At 66.3% G+C, this 15953-nt stretch carries 18 protein-coding genes; 7 read left to right on the top strand and 11 right to left on the bottom strand.

What is annotated here, in order from left to right; translation table 11 throughout:
- Window positions 1–144 precede the first annotated feature (144 nt).
- The 4 genes from FG486_RS07825 to FG486_RS07810 all read left to right on the top strand — a co-directional run bounded on the left by FG486_RS07825 (window position 145) and on the right by FG486_RS07810 (window position 4232).
- Window positions 145–1770, top strand: a complete 1626-nt coding sequence (locus FG486_RS07825; protein ID WP_181267147.1) for a cation:proton antiporter domain-containing protein — start codon at window positions 145–147, stop codon at window positions 1768–1770.
- Window positions 1771–1804: 34 nt separating this feature from the next.
- Complete coding sequence (locus tag FG486_RS07820) at window positions 1805–2122, top strand: hypothetical protein (RefSeq protein WP_181267146.1); 318 nt, start codon at window positions 1805–1807, stop codon at window positions 2120–2122.
- Window positions 2123–2287: 165 nt separating this feature from the next.
- Window positions 2288–3496 carry a toxic anion resistance protein gene (locus FG486_RS07815; RefSeq protein WP_066274052.1) on the top strand — a complete coding sequence of 403 codons (1209 nt, stop codon included), beginning with the start codon at window positions 2288–2290 and terminating at the stop codon, window positions 3494–3496.
- 13 nt (window positions 3497–3509) lie between these two features.
- The gene (locus FG486_RS07810; RefSeq protein WP_181267145.1) at window positions 3510–4232 is read left to right on the top strand and encodes a hypothetical protein; all 723 of its coding nucleotides are present in this window, start codon (window positions 3510–3512) and stop codon (window positions 4230–4232) included.
- Between the two features lie 9 nt (window positions 4233–4241).
- On the opposite strand, the gene FG486_RS07805 is transcribed toward FG486_RS07810, so the two are convergent.
- Window positions 4242–4691, bottom strand: a complete 450-nt coding sequence (locus FG486_RS07805; protein ID WP_181267144.1) for a GNAT family N-acetyltransferase — start codon at window positions 4689–4691, stop codon at window positions 4242–4244.
- The gene (locus FG486_RS07800; protein ID WP_181267143.1) at window positions 4688–5092 is read right to left on the bottom strand and encodes a gamma-glutamylcyclotransferase family protein; all 405 of its coding nucleotides are present in this window, start codon (window positions 5090–5092) and stop codon (window positions 4688–4690) included. Before FG486_RS07800 ends, FG486_RS07805 begins: the two co-directional genes overlap by 4 nt.
- Before the next feature lie 36 nt (window positions 5093–5128).
- Between FG486_RS07800 and FG486_RS07795 the strand changes: the two genes are divergently transcribed.
- Window positions 5129–5455, top strand: a complete 327-nt coding sequence (locus FG486_RS07795; RefSeq protein ID WP_181267142.1) for an Mpo1-like protein — start codon at window positions 5129–5131, stop codon at window positions 5453–5455.
- 51 nt (window positions 5456–5506) lie between these two features.
- Window positions 5507–5734 (top strand): hypothetical protein, encoded by a 228-nt coding sequence (locus FG486_RS07790; protein WP_181267141.1) that lies wholly within the window; start codon window positions 5507–5509, stop codon window positions 5732–5734.
- Here the strand turns inward: FG486_RS07790 and FG486_RS07785 are convergent.
- From FG486_RS07785 to FG486_RS07755, 7 genes are all read right to left on the bottom strand, one after another.
- Window positions 5721–6008 (bottom strand): hypothetical protein, encoded by a 288-nt coding sequence (locus FG486_RS07785; RefSeq protein ID WP_181267140.1) that lies wholly within the window; start codon window positions 6006–6008, stop codon window positions 5721–5723. The two genes, FG486_RS07790 and FG486_RS07785, sit on opposite strands and share 14 nt — an antisense overlap.
- A 127-nt stretch (window positions 6009–6135) precedes the next feature.
- Entirely contained in the window at window positions 6136–7371 is a 1236-nt protein-coding gene (locus FG486_RS07780; protein WP_066274036.1) for a NupC/NupG family nucleoside CNT transporter, read from the bottom strand.
- 108 nt (window positions 7372–7479) lie between these two features.
- Window positions 7480–8418 carry a DMT family transporter gene (locus FG486_RS07775; RefSeq protein WP_137776258.1) on the bottom strand — a complete coding sequence of 313 codons (939 nt, stop codon included), beginning with the start codon at window positions 8416–8418 and terminating at the stop codon, window positions 7480–7482.
- A 59-nt stretch (window positions 8419–8477) separates the two neighbouring features.
- On the bottom strand, window positions 8478–9404 hold the full coding sequence (locus FG486_RS07770; protein ID WP_181267139.1) for a hypothetical protein: 927 nt from the start codon (window positions 9402–9404) through the stop codon (window positions 8478–8480).
- A gap of 25 nt (window positions 9405–9429) precedes the next feature.
- Window positions 9430–10062, bottom strand: a complete 633-nt coding sequence (locus FG486_RS07765; protein WP_181267138.1) for a glutathione S-transferase — start codon at window positions 10060–10062, stop codon at window positions 9430–9432.
- An 11-nt stretch (window positions 10063–10073) separates the two neighbouring features.
- Window positions 10074–10907 (bottom strand): ATP-binding protein, encoded by an 834-nt coding sequence (locus FG486_RS07760; protein WP_181267137.1) that lies wholly within the window; start codon window positions 10905–10907, stop codon window positions 10074–10076.
- Between the two features lie 172 nt (window positions 10908–11079).
- Entirely contained in the window at window positions 11080–12816 is a 1737-nt protein-coding gene (locus FG486_RS07755; protein WP_181267136.1) for an acyl-CoA dehydrogenase family protein, read from the bottom strand.
- A 49-nt stretch (window positions 12817–12865) separates the two neighbouring features.
- Between FG486_RS07755 and FG486_RS07750 the strand changes: the two genes are divergently transcribed.
- Window positions 12866–13831 carry an L-threonylcarbamoyladenylate synthase gene (locus FG486_RS07750; protein WP_181267135.1) on the top strand — a complete coding sequence of 322 codons (966 nt, stop codon included), beginning with the start codon at window positions 12866–12868 and terminating at the stop codon, window positions 13829–13831.
- Window positions 13832–13937: 106 nt separating this feature from the next.
- Here the strand turns inward: FG486_RS07750 and FG486_RS07745 are convergent, their stop codons facing one another.
- A complete protein-coding gene (locus FG486_RS07745; protein WP_181267134.1) occupies window positions 13938–15020 on the bottom strand; it encodes a class I SAM-dependent methyltransferase in 1083 nt (360 codons plus the stop codon).
- A 4-nt stretch (window positions 15021–15024) separates the two neighbouring features.
- A complete protein-coding gene (lgt, locus tag FG486_RS07740; protein WP_241695658.1) occupies window positions 15025–15915 on the bottom strand; it encodes a prolipoprotein diacylglyceryl transferase in 891 nt (296 codons plus the stop codon).
- Between the last annotated feature and the right edge of the window lie 38 nt (window positions 15916–15953).

The following is a 15953-nucleotide window of genomic DNA, read 5'->3' as shown; positions in this document are numbered from 1 at the left end:
GTATCGATACGCTGAACCCTTAGCGGATCGGCGTGCTGCTCCTGTCCGCCCGTCGCGCCTGATCGCCGGGTAGTGTCGCGCCGTGTCTCTGGCACCGGCCGCGGCGCAGCCCGAGACCTTCCCTCTCGCCAAGAGAGACTGATCATGCATCATGCCACTCCGCTGATCGGCACCATCGTTGCCGGTCTGGTCGTCGCGTTCCTGATGGGCGCGCTGGCCCAGAGGCTCAAGATATCTCCCATTGCCGGCTATCTGCTCGCCGGCGTCCTGGTTGGCCCGTTCACCCCCGGCTTCGTCGCCGATGGCAAGCTCGCCAACGAACTCGCCGAGATCGGCGTCATCCTGCTGATGTTCGGCGTCGGCCTGCATTTCTCGCTGCGCGACCTGATGGCGGTGAAGAATATCGCCATTCCCGGCGCGCTCGCCCAGATCGCCACAGCCACCTTGCTCGGCATGGGCCTGTCCTGGGCCATGGGCTGGACACCGATCGCGGGCTTCATCTTTGGCCTCGCGCTGTCGGTCGCCAGCACCGTGGTGCTGCTGCGTGCGCTGCAGGTGCGGGGTCTGGTCGAGACCGAACGCGGGCAGATCGCCATCGGCTGGCTCATCGTCGAGGACATCGTGATGGTGCTGGCGCTGGTGATGCTGCCCCCGCTGGCGCGCATCGCCACCAATCCCGAAGGCGCAGACCTGATGGCCATCGCTCAGCCGATGGCCGCAACCTTGTTCAAGGTCGCGGGCTTTGTGGTGTTCATGCTGGTGATCGGCCGCCGCCTGATTCCGCATGTGCTGCACTGGGTGGTGCATACCGGATCGCGCGAGCTGTTCCGCCTCGCGGTGCTCGCGATCGCGCTTGGCGTCGCCTTCGGTGCAGCCTTCGTGTTCGAAGTGAGCTTTGCGCTGGGCGCATTCTTCGCAGGCATGATCCTGGGCGAAACCTCGCTCAGCAGGCGGGCGGCGGAGGAGACGCTCCCACTGCGCGATGCGTTCGCGGTGCTGTTCTTCGTCTCGGTCGGCATGCTGTTCAACCCGTTCGTGCTGGTCGAACAGCCATTGCCGCTGCTCGCCACGCTGGGGATCGTCGTGATCGGCAAGTCGATCGCGGCCTATGCCATCGCGCGGCTGTTCCGCAAATCGAACCGGACCAGCCTCACCATCGCGTGCAGCCTCGCGCAGATCGGCGAGTTCTCGTTCATCCTGGCAAGCCTTGGAAACAGCCTGGGCGTTCTGCCCGCGGATGCGCGCGACCTGATCCTCGCCGGCGCGATCCTGTCGATCTTCCTCAACCCGTTCCTGTTCGGCTGGGTCATGCGGATTCAGGAGCGCTTTTCCGACGACACGCCCGCACAAGATCCGCCCGCCGATAAGGGGCATATCATCATCATCGGCCATGGTCGTGTCGGTCGGCATGTCGCCGCCGCGCTGAGGGCCGCACCGGGCAGCCTGGTGGTGATCGAGGACAATCCCGAAAATCTCGCCATGGCCGCCGATCAGGGCCTGACCACGGTGCGCGGCGATGCGGTGGAAAGCGGTATCCTGGAAAGGGCGGGGATCGATCGCGCCAGCGCGCTCATCCTGGCCATACCCGAAGGCTATGAGGCAGGCGCGATCCACCAGCGCGCGCAAATATTGAACCCGGAACTGAAAGTCATCGCCCGGGCGCATTCCGAGGACGAATACGCGCACCTTGCCCGTCTGGGCGTGCGCCACATCGTCCGCGCCGAACAGGAAACCGCGCGGCGCATGGTCGAGCTGCTCCAAAGCCTCTGAGCGCGCCCTCCACCAGTTTCACGAAAGACATAGCATGCAAGATATTACCGAGGCGCAAGCCGCCAATGACACAAGCCATGAAGCGCGGCGCAAGCGCATGAAAACCCTGTTCCAGCGCTATCCCGACATCAGCACATCCGAACGCGACGAAATGGTCCGCTATCTACGCACCGCACCGGTGCTCGATATCGGCCTGCTGAAAAGCGACGAATCGCTGCGCTATCGCATCGCCGCATTCGAAGCCGCCAATGCCCGCGCGCTTGGTGCCAGCCCATGGGAAATCGCGGCGCTGGTGGCGATCTTCGTCTTCGTCGGGAGCGTTTGTGTCGCATTATGGGACATGGGGGCGTAGGCGCGACACGCGCCACGCCCGTGATGGACAATGGAGGGCCAGGCCCGCCATTTTCCTTGCACTTTGCGGCTGTATTGTTATCTTAACACAGTAACACTTATCTCTTGCCCTGACGGGCATCTCCCCTCATTTTGGGGAACAAGAGCGAACGGGAGCGCAAAGGCCATGGCGACGCAAACTGCGATTGCGGACAAGAAACTGACGCTGGAAGCGCCCGAACCGGTGCCGATCGTCACCGCAGCCGAGGCGACGGGGCTGGTTCCGGTGTCCGAAGAGGTGCGCTCGAAGCTCGACGAAAAGGTCGACGGCTTCATCAGCGATCTCGTCGCGCAGGACGTCAACTCGCCCGAGTTCGGCAAGCGCGTCGACCAGATCACCAATATGGGCCGCAAGGAAATCACCGACGCGGCGGGCCAGTCGAACCGCTTTCTCGACCGCCCCGTGCGCGCGATGGACAATGACAATTCTGTCGGCGCGAACCTCGCGCAGCTGCGCCGCACGGTCGAGGATCTCGACCCCGGCAAGAAGGGCGACCTGTTCACCCGCAAGAAGATTTTCGGCATCATCCCCTTCGGCAACAAGATGCGTGACTATTTCGACAGCTACAAGTCGAGCCAGGGGCATATCCAGTCGATCCTCGCGTCCTTGCAGAGCGGCAAGGACGAGCTGCTGATGGACAATGCCGCGATCGACGTCGAGCGCCAGAACCTTTGGGCCGCCATGGGCAAGCTCGAGCAGATGATCCACGTGTCGAAGACGCTCGACGCGCGGCTCGAGGCCAAGGCCGCCGAGCTCGAGATGACCGACCCGGCCAAGGCCAAGGCGATCAAGGAAACCGCGCTCTTCTATGTACGCCAGCGCACGCAGGACCTGCTGACGCAAATGGCGGTGACCGTGCAGGGCTATCTCGCTCTCGATCTGGTCAAGAAGAACAATGTCGAGCTGGTCAAGGGCGTCGATCGCGCCAGCACGACCACCGTCGCGGCACTGCGCACGGCTGTTACCGTGGCGCAGGCTTTGGTCGGGCAGAAGCTGGTGCTCGACCAGATCACCGCGCTCAACACCACCACCGCGAACATCATCGATTCCACCGGCACAATGCTCAAGGACCAGACCGCCAAGATCCACGAACAGGCGGCTTCGGCGACCATTCCGGTCGAAACGCTGCAACGCGCGTTCCAGAACATCTACGACACGATGGACAATATCGACACATTCAAGGTCAAGGCGCTGGACAGCATGAAGACCACGGTCGACACGCTGAGCAAGGAAGTCGAGAAGTCCAAGGGCTATATCGCGCGCGCCGAGGGTGCCTCGCAGGGCGGCGGCGGCGCATCGTCCGGCCCCTCGCTGCTGAGCTCGCTGGAGGCTTGAAGCAGGTACGCGCATGTCCAAATCGCTGACCAGCCAGTCCGACCAGATCCTCGCCGATGCCGCGGCGGTCAAGCGCCGCGTCCAGATGGGCCCGTCGATCGGCAGCAAGTCGCGCGCGCTCAAGCGCGAGCATCTGTGGAAGAAAATCGCGGCGATCGCGATCAGCATCGGCGTCATCCTGGTGGCGGCGGGCATTGTCGGCGCGATCATCGACGGCATCGGCTTCTATGGCGTGCTGCTCACCGTGCTCGCGGCGGTGGTTGCCACGGTGGTGCTCGGCAGCGGCATGAAGCTGAAGGTGCCGACGCCCGAACGGCTCGCCAAGGAGCCGCTGAAGGTGCTGGCCGGCAAGACCGAGATCTGGCTGGAGAGCCAGCGCCCCGCGCTGCCCGCGCCGGCCGTGACGCTGATCGACCAGATCGGCGTGCAGCTCGACATGCTCGCGCCGCAGCTCCAGACGCTCGAGGAAAACAGCGAGCCCGCGCGCGAGATTCGCAAGCTGGTGGGCGAGCATCTGCCCGAACTCATCACCGGCTATCGCAAGATCCCGGCGAGCATGCGGCAGGAAAAGCGCGGCGAGCGCACCCCCGACGAGCAGCTGATCCATGGCCTTGGCGTCATCGAACGCGAAATCGCCAGCGCCACCCGCACGATTGCCGAGGGCGATGCCGACAAGCTCGCCATCCGCGGGCGCTATCTCGAACTCAAATATGATGGTGTTGCAGACAGCCAGTAAGGCTGCCCTTCAGGCTATCGAAGTCCTGAAGGCATAAAGCACCACCTGCCCGTCGGCGTCGCTGTCATCGGGCTCGCGCACGCCGCCTGCTGCCTCGTACAGCGCCCGAGCCGGGCGATTGCCCTGTTCGGTCAGCACCCAGGCGCTGGCGCAGCCGAGCGTTTCGCCATGCGCGAGCAGACAGGCCATCAGCCTCTTGGCCAGCCCTTGCCCCTGGTGGCTCGGCGCCACGCCGACCTCGTTGATCCACAATTCGGGCGGTTTGTCGGGATGGAGATAGTCGACGCCCGAGGCAAAGCCGACCACCTGCCCGGCGCCGATTGCCACCGCGATGTGGTGGCGCGGATCGGCGAGAAAGGCTGCAGTCTGCTGCGGATCGAGCGGATTGTCGAAGACATCGGCTGCCACATGGGCGAGGACCTGCGCTTCGTCGCTTCCCAGAACGCGCACCTCGATCATGGCGCAATCGCCAGCCAATCCCCGCCCGGCATCCGCTCCAGTCCTTCGACGCCCAAGTTCCAGACATAGACCATTGCCTCCACCGCGCCGTTTGCCGTCAAGACCTCAGCGATCTCGCGGCGATAGTCGTGCGGGGGCGGGTCGGCGGGGCCGCAGCTTTCGAACGCGTCGAGCCAGGGGAGGCTGGCGGTGGGGTCGGTGAGGCGCAGCAGGTCGCCGGTGATGGTGTCCTCGCCCTCCAGCACCAGCGCGGGGTGCCAGCTGACGCGGTAGAGCGTGCCGGTCAGCGTGCCCGTGCCTAGCCATTCGCTTTCCGCTGACAGACGCGCCGCATTTTCATGATCGCTACCCCGGCGCAGCGTGCCGTAGACGAAGAGAAGGTCGGTCTGGATCGCGGACATGATCTGTGGCTATCATGGCCGCGGGAGACAATCGAGATGCAGCGTTACACCAGCTTCGCCGAATTCTGGCCCTTCTATCTGCGCGAACACAGTCGGGCGCTGACCCGCGCGTGGCATTATACGGGCACGTCGCTGGTCGTGCTGCTGGCGCTCGCGGCGCTTGTCACCGGCAATTTCCTGCTGTTCGCGATGATGCCGGTGGCGGGCTATTTCTTCGCCTGGATCAGCCATTGGCGGATCGAGCGCAACCGGCCCGCCACCTTCACCTATCCGCTCTGGTCGCTCGCGGCGGATTGCCGCATGTGGGCGCTGTGGCTGACCGGCAGGCTGGGGCCGGAGCTGCGGCGCGCCGGGGTCGCCTGACGGGAACCGCCTTGCGCGGCCCGGCGTAGTCCGGGCAGCAAGGAGAGTTCCATGACCGATACCCCGACCCCCAAGCCGACCGATCCCGTCGACTGCACCGAAGAGACCGCGCAGCGCGCAGGCGCCAAGACATCGAGCCTGAACGATCAGGCCGGGGGCGATTCCGACAAGCCGACCGAACCCGATGTCGACAAGGACAATGTCAGCGAAGACGAGCTCGACGACGCGCTCGACGATTCGATGGACGCCTCGGACCCGCCGTCCTTCACCCAGCCCTGATCGGCTTTCGCCTGCCGAACAGCAGCGGGAACAGCGCCAATGGCCCCTGTCCCGCAAGTCCGGCGATCCCGGGCATGTGGAAAAGATCGTCATACCATTGCCGGGCATTGATCCCCAGGGCCAGGCCCAGCAGCAGTTCGGCGAACATCAGCACGATCGATCCGGTGAGCCCCATGACGACCAGGTTTCCGGTGCCTGAAAGCTCGGGTGGCCGCCGGACAATCGTCCGTGCTCGCCAGGCCATGGCCAGCAGCAGCAAGGGGAACTCGATCATCACGGCCGCTGATGCCCCGATTGCGGGTGCGACGATCATGGTTCGAATTATACCCAGGATGAACCCGAGGGCGAAGGCTTCCAGGCCGTAGCGCAGTCCTGCAACAAGAGCGGGACGGCGCATCGCCTCACACCGTGATCAGCAGGCCCGCCAGCGCCGCGCTCATCAGGTTCGCCAGGCTGCCTGCGGCGAGCGCCTTGAGGCCAAGCCGCGCGATCATTGGGCGCTGGCTGGGCGCGAGGCCGCCGGTCACCGCCATCTGGATCGCGATCGACGAGAAATTGGCAAAGCCGCACAGGGCGAAGGTGATGATTGCGACCGTCCGCGCCGATAGCCCGGCCTCGGGCTTGCTCAGCTCGATGAACGCGACGAATTCGTTGAGCACGATCTTGGTACCGAACAGCCCGCCTGCGCGCAGCGCCTCGTCCCAGGGCACGCCGATCAGGTACATGACGGGGGCGAAGACATATCCCACGACCTGCTGGAAAGAGAGATCGGGCTGGCCGAACCAGCCGCCGATGCCGCCGAAAATGCCGTTGGCGAGCGCGACCAGCGCGACAAAGGCGAGCACCATAGCGCCGACCGCGACCGCCAGCTTGACGCCGGTCTGCGCGCCCATCGCGGCGGCCATGATGACATTGGCGGGGCGCTCTTCCTCATATTCGACATCGAGCGGCATCACCGCCTCGCTGCTGATATCCGCCGGATCGTCGGGCATGATGATCTTGGCCATCAGGATGCCGCCCGGCGCGGACATGAAGGCCGCGGCGAGCAGATAGTCGATGCGGATGCCCATCGCGGCATAGGCGGCGAGGATCGTGCCGGCAACGCCGGCCATGCCAACGCTCATCACCGTGAACAACTGCGCGGGCTTCAGGGCGGCGAGATAGGGGCGGATGACCAGCGGCGATTCGCTCTGCCCGACAAAGATGTTTGCCGCCGCGCACAGGCTTTCGACCTTGGAGATGCCGATCAGCTTCTCGATGCCGCCGCCGACCCACTGGATCACGCGCTGCATGATACCGAGATAATAGAGGATCGAGACGAGCGCCGAGAAGAAGATGATCACCGGCAGCGCGGCGATGGCAAAGCTGTTGCCGCCGACATCGGGGCTGGCCAGCGGACCGAAGATGAAGTTGGTGCCCGCCTGCGCATAGCCGAGCAGGTTGGAAACGCCGCGCGACATCGCCTGTATCGCGGTGCGACCGGCGGGCACATAGAGCACCAGCACCGCGATGCCGGCCTGCAGCGCAAAGGCGGCGCCGACCACGCGCAGCCGGATGGCGCGGCGATTGTTTGAGAGCAGCAATGCGATCGACAGGATCAGCGCAATGCCTGCCACCCCCAGCAAAATCCGTGTCATGCCCTGCGCCCGTGTCCCGTCTATCGAATTTGAAGATTGTCCCCGATTCTGCCTAGCCACAATGGGGCGACGGGGAAAGCGCGAACTGTCTCGGGGTGCGGCGGGTCGTCAACTGGCCTGCCGCCGTGCCACCTGCCAGCAGCCGGTAACGATCAGCGCCGCGCCTGCCAGCGTCGTCCAGCCGATCGTCTCGTTGAAGATCAGCCAACCGAACAGCGCGCCCCAGATGAACATCGAATATTCGAGCGGCACCAGCGCTTGTGCCTCGGCGCGGGCATAGGCCCAGGAGAGCAGCGAGAGCGACAGGATTGCCAGCATCGCCGCCAGCGTCAGCAGGCCCCAGCCGATCGGCGCGGCCATCGCGGCGTCGCCCGGCATCGCCGCACCGGCAAAGGGCATGGCGAGGCCGAACCAAAAGCCCATGATGACATTCTGCACCAGCACGATTTCCTGCGGGCTAGCGATCTGCGCCTGCTGGCGCTGCAGGATCAGGTTCCAGGCATAGAGCACTGCCGACGCCATGATCGCGGCGATGCCCTGCCACCCGGCCTCGCCCTGGTCGGCGACCGCATCTCCGCCCAGCCAGCCGAGACGGCCGGCGGCGATCACCAGCACCCCGCCAAAGCCGAGCACCGATGCGAGCACCGCGCCGCGCCCGATCCGTTCTTTGAGCAGCACCGCAGCGAGAAACAGCGCGATGATCGGCGCGATGAAGGTGATCGCCACGGTCTCGGCCATCGGCGTGCGTGCCAGCCCCCAGAAGAACAGCACCGCCATGCCTGCCACCACCGTGCCGCGCAGCAGATGCAGCCGCAGCGCCGCGCCGCGCGGCAGCCGCCGGTTGCCCTTCCACCAGAACAACGCGCCTGCCAGCGCCGAACCGATCAGGCAGCGCCAGAACAAGGCCGCGATCACGCCGATATCGATCGTCACCGCCTTCATCGCGCTGTCCATGGCGCCGAAGAACATCATGCCGCCGGCACAGGCGACAAAGGCCAGCAGCGGCGCGCGCGGGGCAACGGTAAGCGGGGCGGGGGTGCTGGCCATGGTGCCGCTATCGGGGTGCGAAGCGGCGCTGTCCAGTGCTGTCGGTCGAAGACCGGCGCTCAGCGGTCCATCTGCGCAAGCGCGGCACGCGTCGCATCGCGATAGGCGGTGCCGTCATGACGGTGCGCGCCGACAAAATGCATGAAGCGGCAATCGGCATCCCAGGGCTCGGCCCAGTAATTGCCGTACTGGCGATAGGGCAGCAGTACGGGATCCGGATCGTTCGCGACCACGAAGCTGGAGGTCACCTGCTCGCTGCCCCATTCGGCCATCGCCGCGTGGCCCAGCAGCCGCGCCATCTCGTCATGGAAGAAGCGCGCGGTCTCGCGCCCGTTGCCGCCGCGCGCGAAGCCGGCAAAGCCTGCGCAGCCGCGGATATAGCCATGGCGCTCGGCGCCCTGGATGCTGGCAAGCGCGCGTTCCATCCGCGACTGGATGTGCCGTGCCTCGCCCGGATTGTCGGGCGCGGGCGGGACATAGTCGGTACAGGTCTTGACGCCGATGTCCCATTCGGGACCGCCAAGCAGGGTAAAGCTGCGATTGGCGGCAATGGCATCCGCCACGACATCGGGACGCCCCAGGGTCACCGTGTCGCTGTCGAGCTGGATGACATAATCGTCGCCGCGCCGGTCGAGGATCGACAGGAACCGCTCCCAGGCACCGCCCGCTGGGAAGCCGTTATGGTCGACATCGGCGATATCGATGATCTCGGGCTTGCCGCAATGCCAGGCGAGCACCGCGCGGTCTTCGGTGGTGAGCGTGCCATCGGACAGGATGACGATGCGCCCCCGCCGCAACTGCCCCCAGAAGGACTTGACCGCCACCAGATAGGGCAGCAGCACCGCCGTCCCCATCATCGAGAAGATGACAAGCCCGTCATTGGCTGGACGGATCGGCGCGGTTTCCAGCACCGGGCGACAAGCCCGATCGTGACGCCAGTTGTCCAGGCGCGTTTGCAGGCGATAGGGCAGAAAGCGGGTCAGCATGGCGGCAGGACCTAGCACGGGCCGGTTAACCGGTGGCAAACACGGTAGGCGCATCGCCCGGCTGCCACGGGGGAAGCCGCAGCATTACGGATGCGAACAGGTCCGAACCGATCAGTCCTGCCAGCCAGCCGTGCATCTGCGGCAGCGGCTGCGCATCGAACCAGGCCTGGTCGGTCGCGGCGAACTGGCGGATGAACGGGAAGAGCGCGATGTCGGCGAGCGTCCGGGTCGATCCGCACAGGAACGCGCTGGCGGCAAGACGCTGTTCGAGCGATTCCAGATGCTCCAGCCCCGCCGTGCGATGCTCGATCGGGTCGCTGCCATGGCGGCCCGGATATTTGTAGCGGTCAAGATGGTGCTTGAACGGGCCGTCGAAGCGCTCGATCAGCTCCGCATCGTCGCCCCGCAGCCAGCCCTCGGGATCGTGCCGCGCCAGCGCCCAGCGCATGATATCGAGGCTCTGGTCGATCACTCGGGTATCGGGAAGCACCAGCACCGGTACCGTGCCCTTGGGCGAGGCGTCGAGCATCGCCTGCGGCTTGGCGCGCAGCAGGATCTCGCGCAGCTCGACACTCCGGCCGCTCACCAGCAGCGCCATGCGCGCGCGCATCGCGAACGGACAGCGTCGGAAGCTGTAGAGGATCGGCAGCGCCGTCATGCCGCAGGTGATCAATCGAGCGAGCGGCCCGCGCGGCCCGCCAGTTCGGTGACATAATGCCAGGCGATCCGGCCAGAGCGCGCGCCGCGCTGCCGCGCCCAGAGCAGCGCTTCCTCGGGGTCGAAATCGAGCCCAAGAGCATCAGCATAACCGGCGATGATCGCGAGATAGGCATTCTGGTCGCAGGCGGGAAAGCCGAGGCTCAGCCCGAACCGGTCGGCGAGCGCCAGCCGATCGTCGACCGCGTCGCGCGGATTGATCGGATCGTCCTGTTCGGCCATCGATCGCTCGACAATAGCGCGGCGGTTCGAGGTAACCGCGAGCCGGGCATTGGCCGGACGCGCCATCGCTCCGCCTTCGAGCAGCGACCGCAGCGAGCGCGCGGCGCTGGCGGCTTCGGGACCGTCAAAGCCGATATCGTCGATGAACACCAGGAAACGGCGCTCGACCGCTCCCAGTGCGGCGAACAAGGCGGGCAGCCCGGTCAGCGCATCGGGCTCGCCCCCGGTCTGGACGAGCGCGAGCGGCGCACCCGAGACCTGCGCATCGGCGACCGCTGCCTTGACCAAAGCCGACTTGCCCATGCCGCGCGATCCCCAGAGCAGCACGTCATGCGCCGCCTGGCCGGCGGCATGGCGGCGGACATTTTCCACGAAGCTCGCCTTTTGCGCGTCGATGCCGCGCAAGCGCTCGAGCGGGACGGCCTTCAGCTCAAGCACGGCCTCGGCCCCGCGCGCGCTCCACACATAGGCCGGGTGCGCGGTCCAGTCCGCCATCTGCACCGGCGGCGGCGCAAGGCGCTCAAGCGCGGCCGCGATGCGGGCTATAAGCTCAGTTTCATCCATGACCGGGTACCCCTACCCGTTTGTCCCGAGCCCTTCAACGCCGCCTCTCGGCGTCGCTCAGGATAAACATGAGCCCTTGGCTCATGTCGAGGGACGTACTCGGTACCGTTCGGGCATACGTCCCTCGACACGCTCGGGACAAACGGCCGTGGAGGTTGCGCTCACCAACCGCTCAAGCCGCCAGCGCCTCGGCGTCGAGCGCGTAGAGCAGGTCCGCACCCGCCATCGCCGCCGCCTTGAGGCCGCTCGCCTCGGGCACCATGCGCTCGAGGTAGAAGCGCGTGGTCACCAGCTTGGCTTTCAGGAACTCGGCATTCCCCTCTGCCGCATCGAGCATCGCCTGCGCGGCGTGGCTCTGCCTGAGCATCAGCCAGCCTGCGGTCATCACGGCCATCATCGTGCAATAGGGATAGCTGCCCGCCAGCCGGTCATCGACATTCGCGCCGACCATATATTCGGTCACTTCCGCGACATCGCCGGCGAGCGAGGCCAGCGCAGGGTGGTTGCCTGCATCGGCCTGGACCTCGGCGATCAGGCCGCGCACGACATCGCCGCCCGCCATGCCGAGCTTGCGCCCGACCAGGTCGGCCGCCTGGATGCCGTTGGTGCCCTCGTAGATCTGCGCGATGCGGATATCGCGATAATATTGCGCCGCACCGGTCTCTTCGACATAGCCCATGCCGCCGTGAATCTGCACGCCGAGCGAGGCGATCTCGCTGCCCAGATCGGTGCCATAGGTCTTGGCGAGCGGGGTCAGCAGATCGACCATCTCGCGCGCGCCGGGCACGCCGAGGTTCGCGCGATCGACTTGGCCCGAGGCATAATAGAGCAGCGCGCGGATCGCCTCGGTCCCCGCCTTCATGCGCAGCAGCATGCGGCGGACATCGGGATGCTCGATGATCGCGACCGGATCGCGCCCTGCGCCTGCGCGCGCCGACTGGACGCGCTCGCGCGCGAACCACAGCGCCTTTTGCGTCGCGCCCTCGGCAATCTGGACGCCCTGCAGCCCGACATTGAGCCGCGCATTGTTCATCATCGTGAACATCGCGCGCATGCCGCCGAATTCGGGGCCGATCAGCTCGCCGATGCTCTCGCCTTCCTCGCCGAACTGCAGCACGCAGGTGGGCGAGGCGTTGATGCCCATCTTGTGCTCGATCGACACGGTCTTGATGCCGTTCGCCTCGCCCGGATTGCCGTCTGCATCGAGCCGGTATTTGGGCACCAGGAACAGCGAGATGCCCTTGGTCCCTGCAGGCGCACCGGGGGTGCGCGCAAGCACCAGATGGATGATGTTGTCGGCCATGTCATGATCGCCGAACGAGATGTAGATCTTCTGCCCGCGGATCGCATAGGTGCCATCCCCGCGCGGCGTCGCGGTCGCGCGCAGGGCGCCGACATCGCTGCCCGCCTGCGGTTCGGTGAGGTTCATCGTGCCGGTCCACTCGCCGGTCGACAGTTTCGGCAGGTACAGCGCCTTCTGTTGATCGCTGCCATGATGGTGCAGCGCCTCGATCGCGCCGACGGTGAGGATCGGGCAGAGCGCGAAGGCCATGTTCGCCGCGCCGAGCGAATCGAGCGCGACGGTGGCGAGAGAAAACGGCAGGCCCTGGCCGCCATGATCGGCGGGCGCGCTCAAGGCACTCCAACCCGCTTCTACATAATGCTGGTAAGCCTCCCGGTAGCCTTCGGGCATCTTCACCGATCCGTCGATCAGCCGCGCACCGACCGTGTCGCCGATCCGGTACAGCGGCGCGAATTCCCCAGCGGCAAATTCGCCCACACCCTCGACGATCGCCTCGACCAGATCGGGCGTCGCCTCGGCAAAGCGCTCATGGCCTGCGAGTTCTTCGATGCCGGTGATCGTCTTCAAGACGAACAGCTGTTCGGTGGTCGGTGCGGTGAAGGTCATGGTCTATTCCCTGCTGTCCCTTGCGTTCGAGCGCTGTATAGGCAGCAACATGCCAGCTTCCAAGCCTTCTGACCCGAGGATTGCGCCCGCCGACGCCGCCGGGATCGCGCGCGCGGCGGCGATGCTGCGCGAGGGCAGGCCCGTCGCACTGCCAACCGAAACGGTCTATGGCCTGGCCGCCGATGCCGCGCGCGCGGATGCCGTAGCGGCCATCTATCGCACCAAGGGCCGGCCTGATTTCAACCCGCTGATCGTGCATGTGCCCGACCTGGACGGCGCACGGGCGATTGCGATTTTTGATGCGCGCGCAGAAAAACTGGCTGCCGCCTTCTGGCCGGGTCCGCTGACGCTGGTTCTGCCGCTGCGGGAAGGGGCGGGAATCGCCCCGGCGGTGACCGCCGGGCTTTCGACCATCGCGCTGCGCTGTCCTGCGCACCCGGTGATGCGCGCGGTGCTGGAGGCAAGCGGGCTGAGGCTCGCCGCGCCGTCCGCCAACCGCTCGGGTGCGATCAGCCCGACCCGGGCGGAGCATGTCGCGGCGAGCCTGGGCGAGGGACTGGACCTGATCGTCGACGGCGGTGCAGCTCGGGCCGGGCTCGAATCGACCATAGTTGCGCTGCGCAACTTGGGCGACGAACCCGCGGGCTGGCAGCTGCTGCGCCCCGGCCCGATCGATCCGGAGGCGATCGCCGCGCTGCTCGGCGAACCGCCGATCCCGCTCGCCGACCAGCGCATCGAGGCCCCCGGCCAGCTCGCCAGCCATTATGCGCCGGGCAAGCCGCTCAGGCTGGGCGCTGTGGCGGCGGATGCGGATGAGTGGCTGATCGGGTTCGGCAATGTGGTGGGCGATGACACGCTCTCGGCGTCAGGCGATCTCGCCGAGGCAGCGGCGAACCTCTACGCCGCGCTCCACCGCGCCGATGCAAGCGACCACGCGCGAATCGCCATCGCGCCGGTCCCGATGGGCGGCATGGGCGACGCGATCAACGACCGGCTGAAACGCGCAGCGGCCTAGGCCAATTGCCATCTGCACCCGTCACCCCTGCGCACGCGGGGGTCCTGCCACTGGGGCGCCGTGCTGAAAAAGCGGGATTCACGCCTTCGCGGGAATGACGATAAAGTCAGAATGCTCCCCCAAACCCCGCACCCACCGGCCAGCCTGGGCCGCGATAGGCGATGACCTTGAACAGCGTCCCCATCTGTTCAGGCGAGACCAGCCGGTCGAGCGCGGTCATGATCTCGTTCGCCTTGGCAGGCTGCCCCTTGGCGAGCACCGCTGCGCGCTGCGCGATGCCCAGCGCCATCAGCCAGTCGCCCTGCCCCACCGGACCATGGCAATCGACATCGCCCGCCAGAGCGATGCGCTTCAGCTGCGGGAAATCTACCAGAGCGGTGAGATCGGCCAGTCCCGGATCGGCGAAGGGATCGACCTTCCGGTGCGCGCGCACCGCCTGCAGCGTGCTTCCCGTCCGGGGCTCGGCATAGCCGTAATCGATGAACAGTGCCGCACCGCCCTGCGCCTTCAGCCGCGCCGCGATCTCGTACGCCATGCCGGCTGCCGCCGGGCTGCTTTCCAGGATCGTGCCCTCGGGGCTGTCGGCGAGCTCCGCCGGGACCACCGAATCCATCGGCCTGGCGCCTGCGACGGGCAGGAAGCGCTCGCCATTGTGCACCACCACCCGCTCGCGCCAGCCATTTTCGGTGCGCACGATCTGCCGCACCGGCAATGCGTCGAGAAATTCGTTGGCGACGATCAGCAGCGGCCCCTCGCGCGGGACGCCGTCCAGCCCGTCATGCCAGGTCGCACCGGGCACGCTCAGCTTCTGCGCCATGCGCAGCGCGGTGCTGCCCTCGATCAGATGCACCTTCGGACGAAAGCCGAACTGCTCCATCGCGCGCAGTGCATCGGCGGCGAGCGTGCCCCTGCCGGGTCCGAATTCGACATAATGGCACAGCGCCGGCTTGCCCGCCTGCTGCCATTGATCGGCCAGCCACAGACCGATCATCTCGCCGAACATCTGGCTGATCTCGGGCGCGGTGATGAAATCGCCGGTGGTGCCGAGCGGATCGGCCCGGTTGTAGTAATGCGCATTGGCCTCGGCCATGTAATGCGCCACGCTGATCGGGCCGGTCGTGCCGATCAGCCGACGGAACACCGCCTCGAGCCCCTGCGGCGCTGCCCCCTCGCCTTCGGTCTCGTCCATCGGTTCAGGCAGTGGCGGGCAGCGGCTTGGCCGTGCGTCCGCGCGAGGAGACCATCAGGTACAGGCCGATCAGGATCATCGGCACGGTCAGCCACTGGCCCATGCTCATTCCCGTCTGTTCGGCAAATTCGATGAGGTGCGCATCGGGATTGCGGAAATATTCGACGATGAAACGCGCGGCGCCATAGCCCGCCAGGAACACTCCGCCCAGAAAGCCTGGACGGTGGCGCACATCGGTCTTCCAGAACAGCACCATCAGCACGAGGCCCAGCACCAGCCCTTCGAGCCCCGCTTCGTACAGCTGGCTGGGATGGCGCGGCAGGCCGTCGGGATCGGTCGGGAAGATGACCGCCCAGGGCACGTCGGTCGGGCGGCCCCAGAGCTCTGCATTGACGAAATTGGCGAGCCGTCCGAAGAGCAGGCCGAGCGGCACGACGCAGCTGACATAATCGCCGACGCGCAGATAGCTTAAGCGGTTGCGCCAGGTCAGGTAGGCGATCGCGAGCAGCACGCCGATCAGCCCGCCATGGAAGGACATGCCGCCCTCCCAGACCTTGAACACCTCGAGCGGGGTCGCGTAGAGATCGGGGCGGTAGAAGGTGACATAGCCCAGCCTGCCGCCCAGAATGATGCCGAGCGTGCAATAGAGCATCAGGTCGTCAGCATGGCGCTGCGCCATCGGCGCGCCGGGCTGTTTGAGCATCTTGCCCATGTACCAATAGCCGATCAGGATGCCGAACAGATAGGCCAGGCTGTACCATTTGAGCTGGAACGACCCGATCTGCAGCGCGACCGGCGACAGGCCCAGCTCCTCGAACCGGATCGCGGACTTGGCGACGGCGGCGCTCGCGCTGGCGGCAATGTTGGCGGCTAGCGCCGAAATGGGCAGGATCAAGGCTTTTCCCCAAGGGTTTTCCCCTTCATAAGGGCAGG

Origin of the sequence: Blastomonas ursincola (genome assembly GCF_013607875.1) — a bacterium.
GTDB lineage: Bacteria > Pseudomonadota > Alphaproteobacteria > Sphingomonadales > Sphingomonadaceae > Blastomonas > Blastomonas ursincola.
This window is presented reverse-complemented; position numbering and strand designations above follow the sequence as displayed.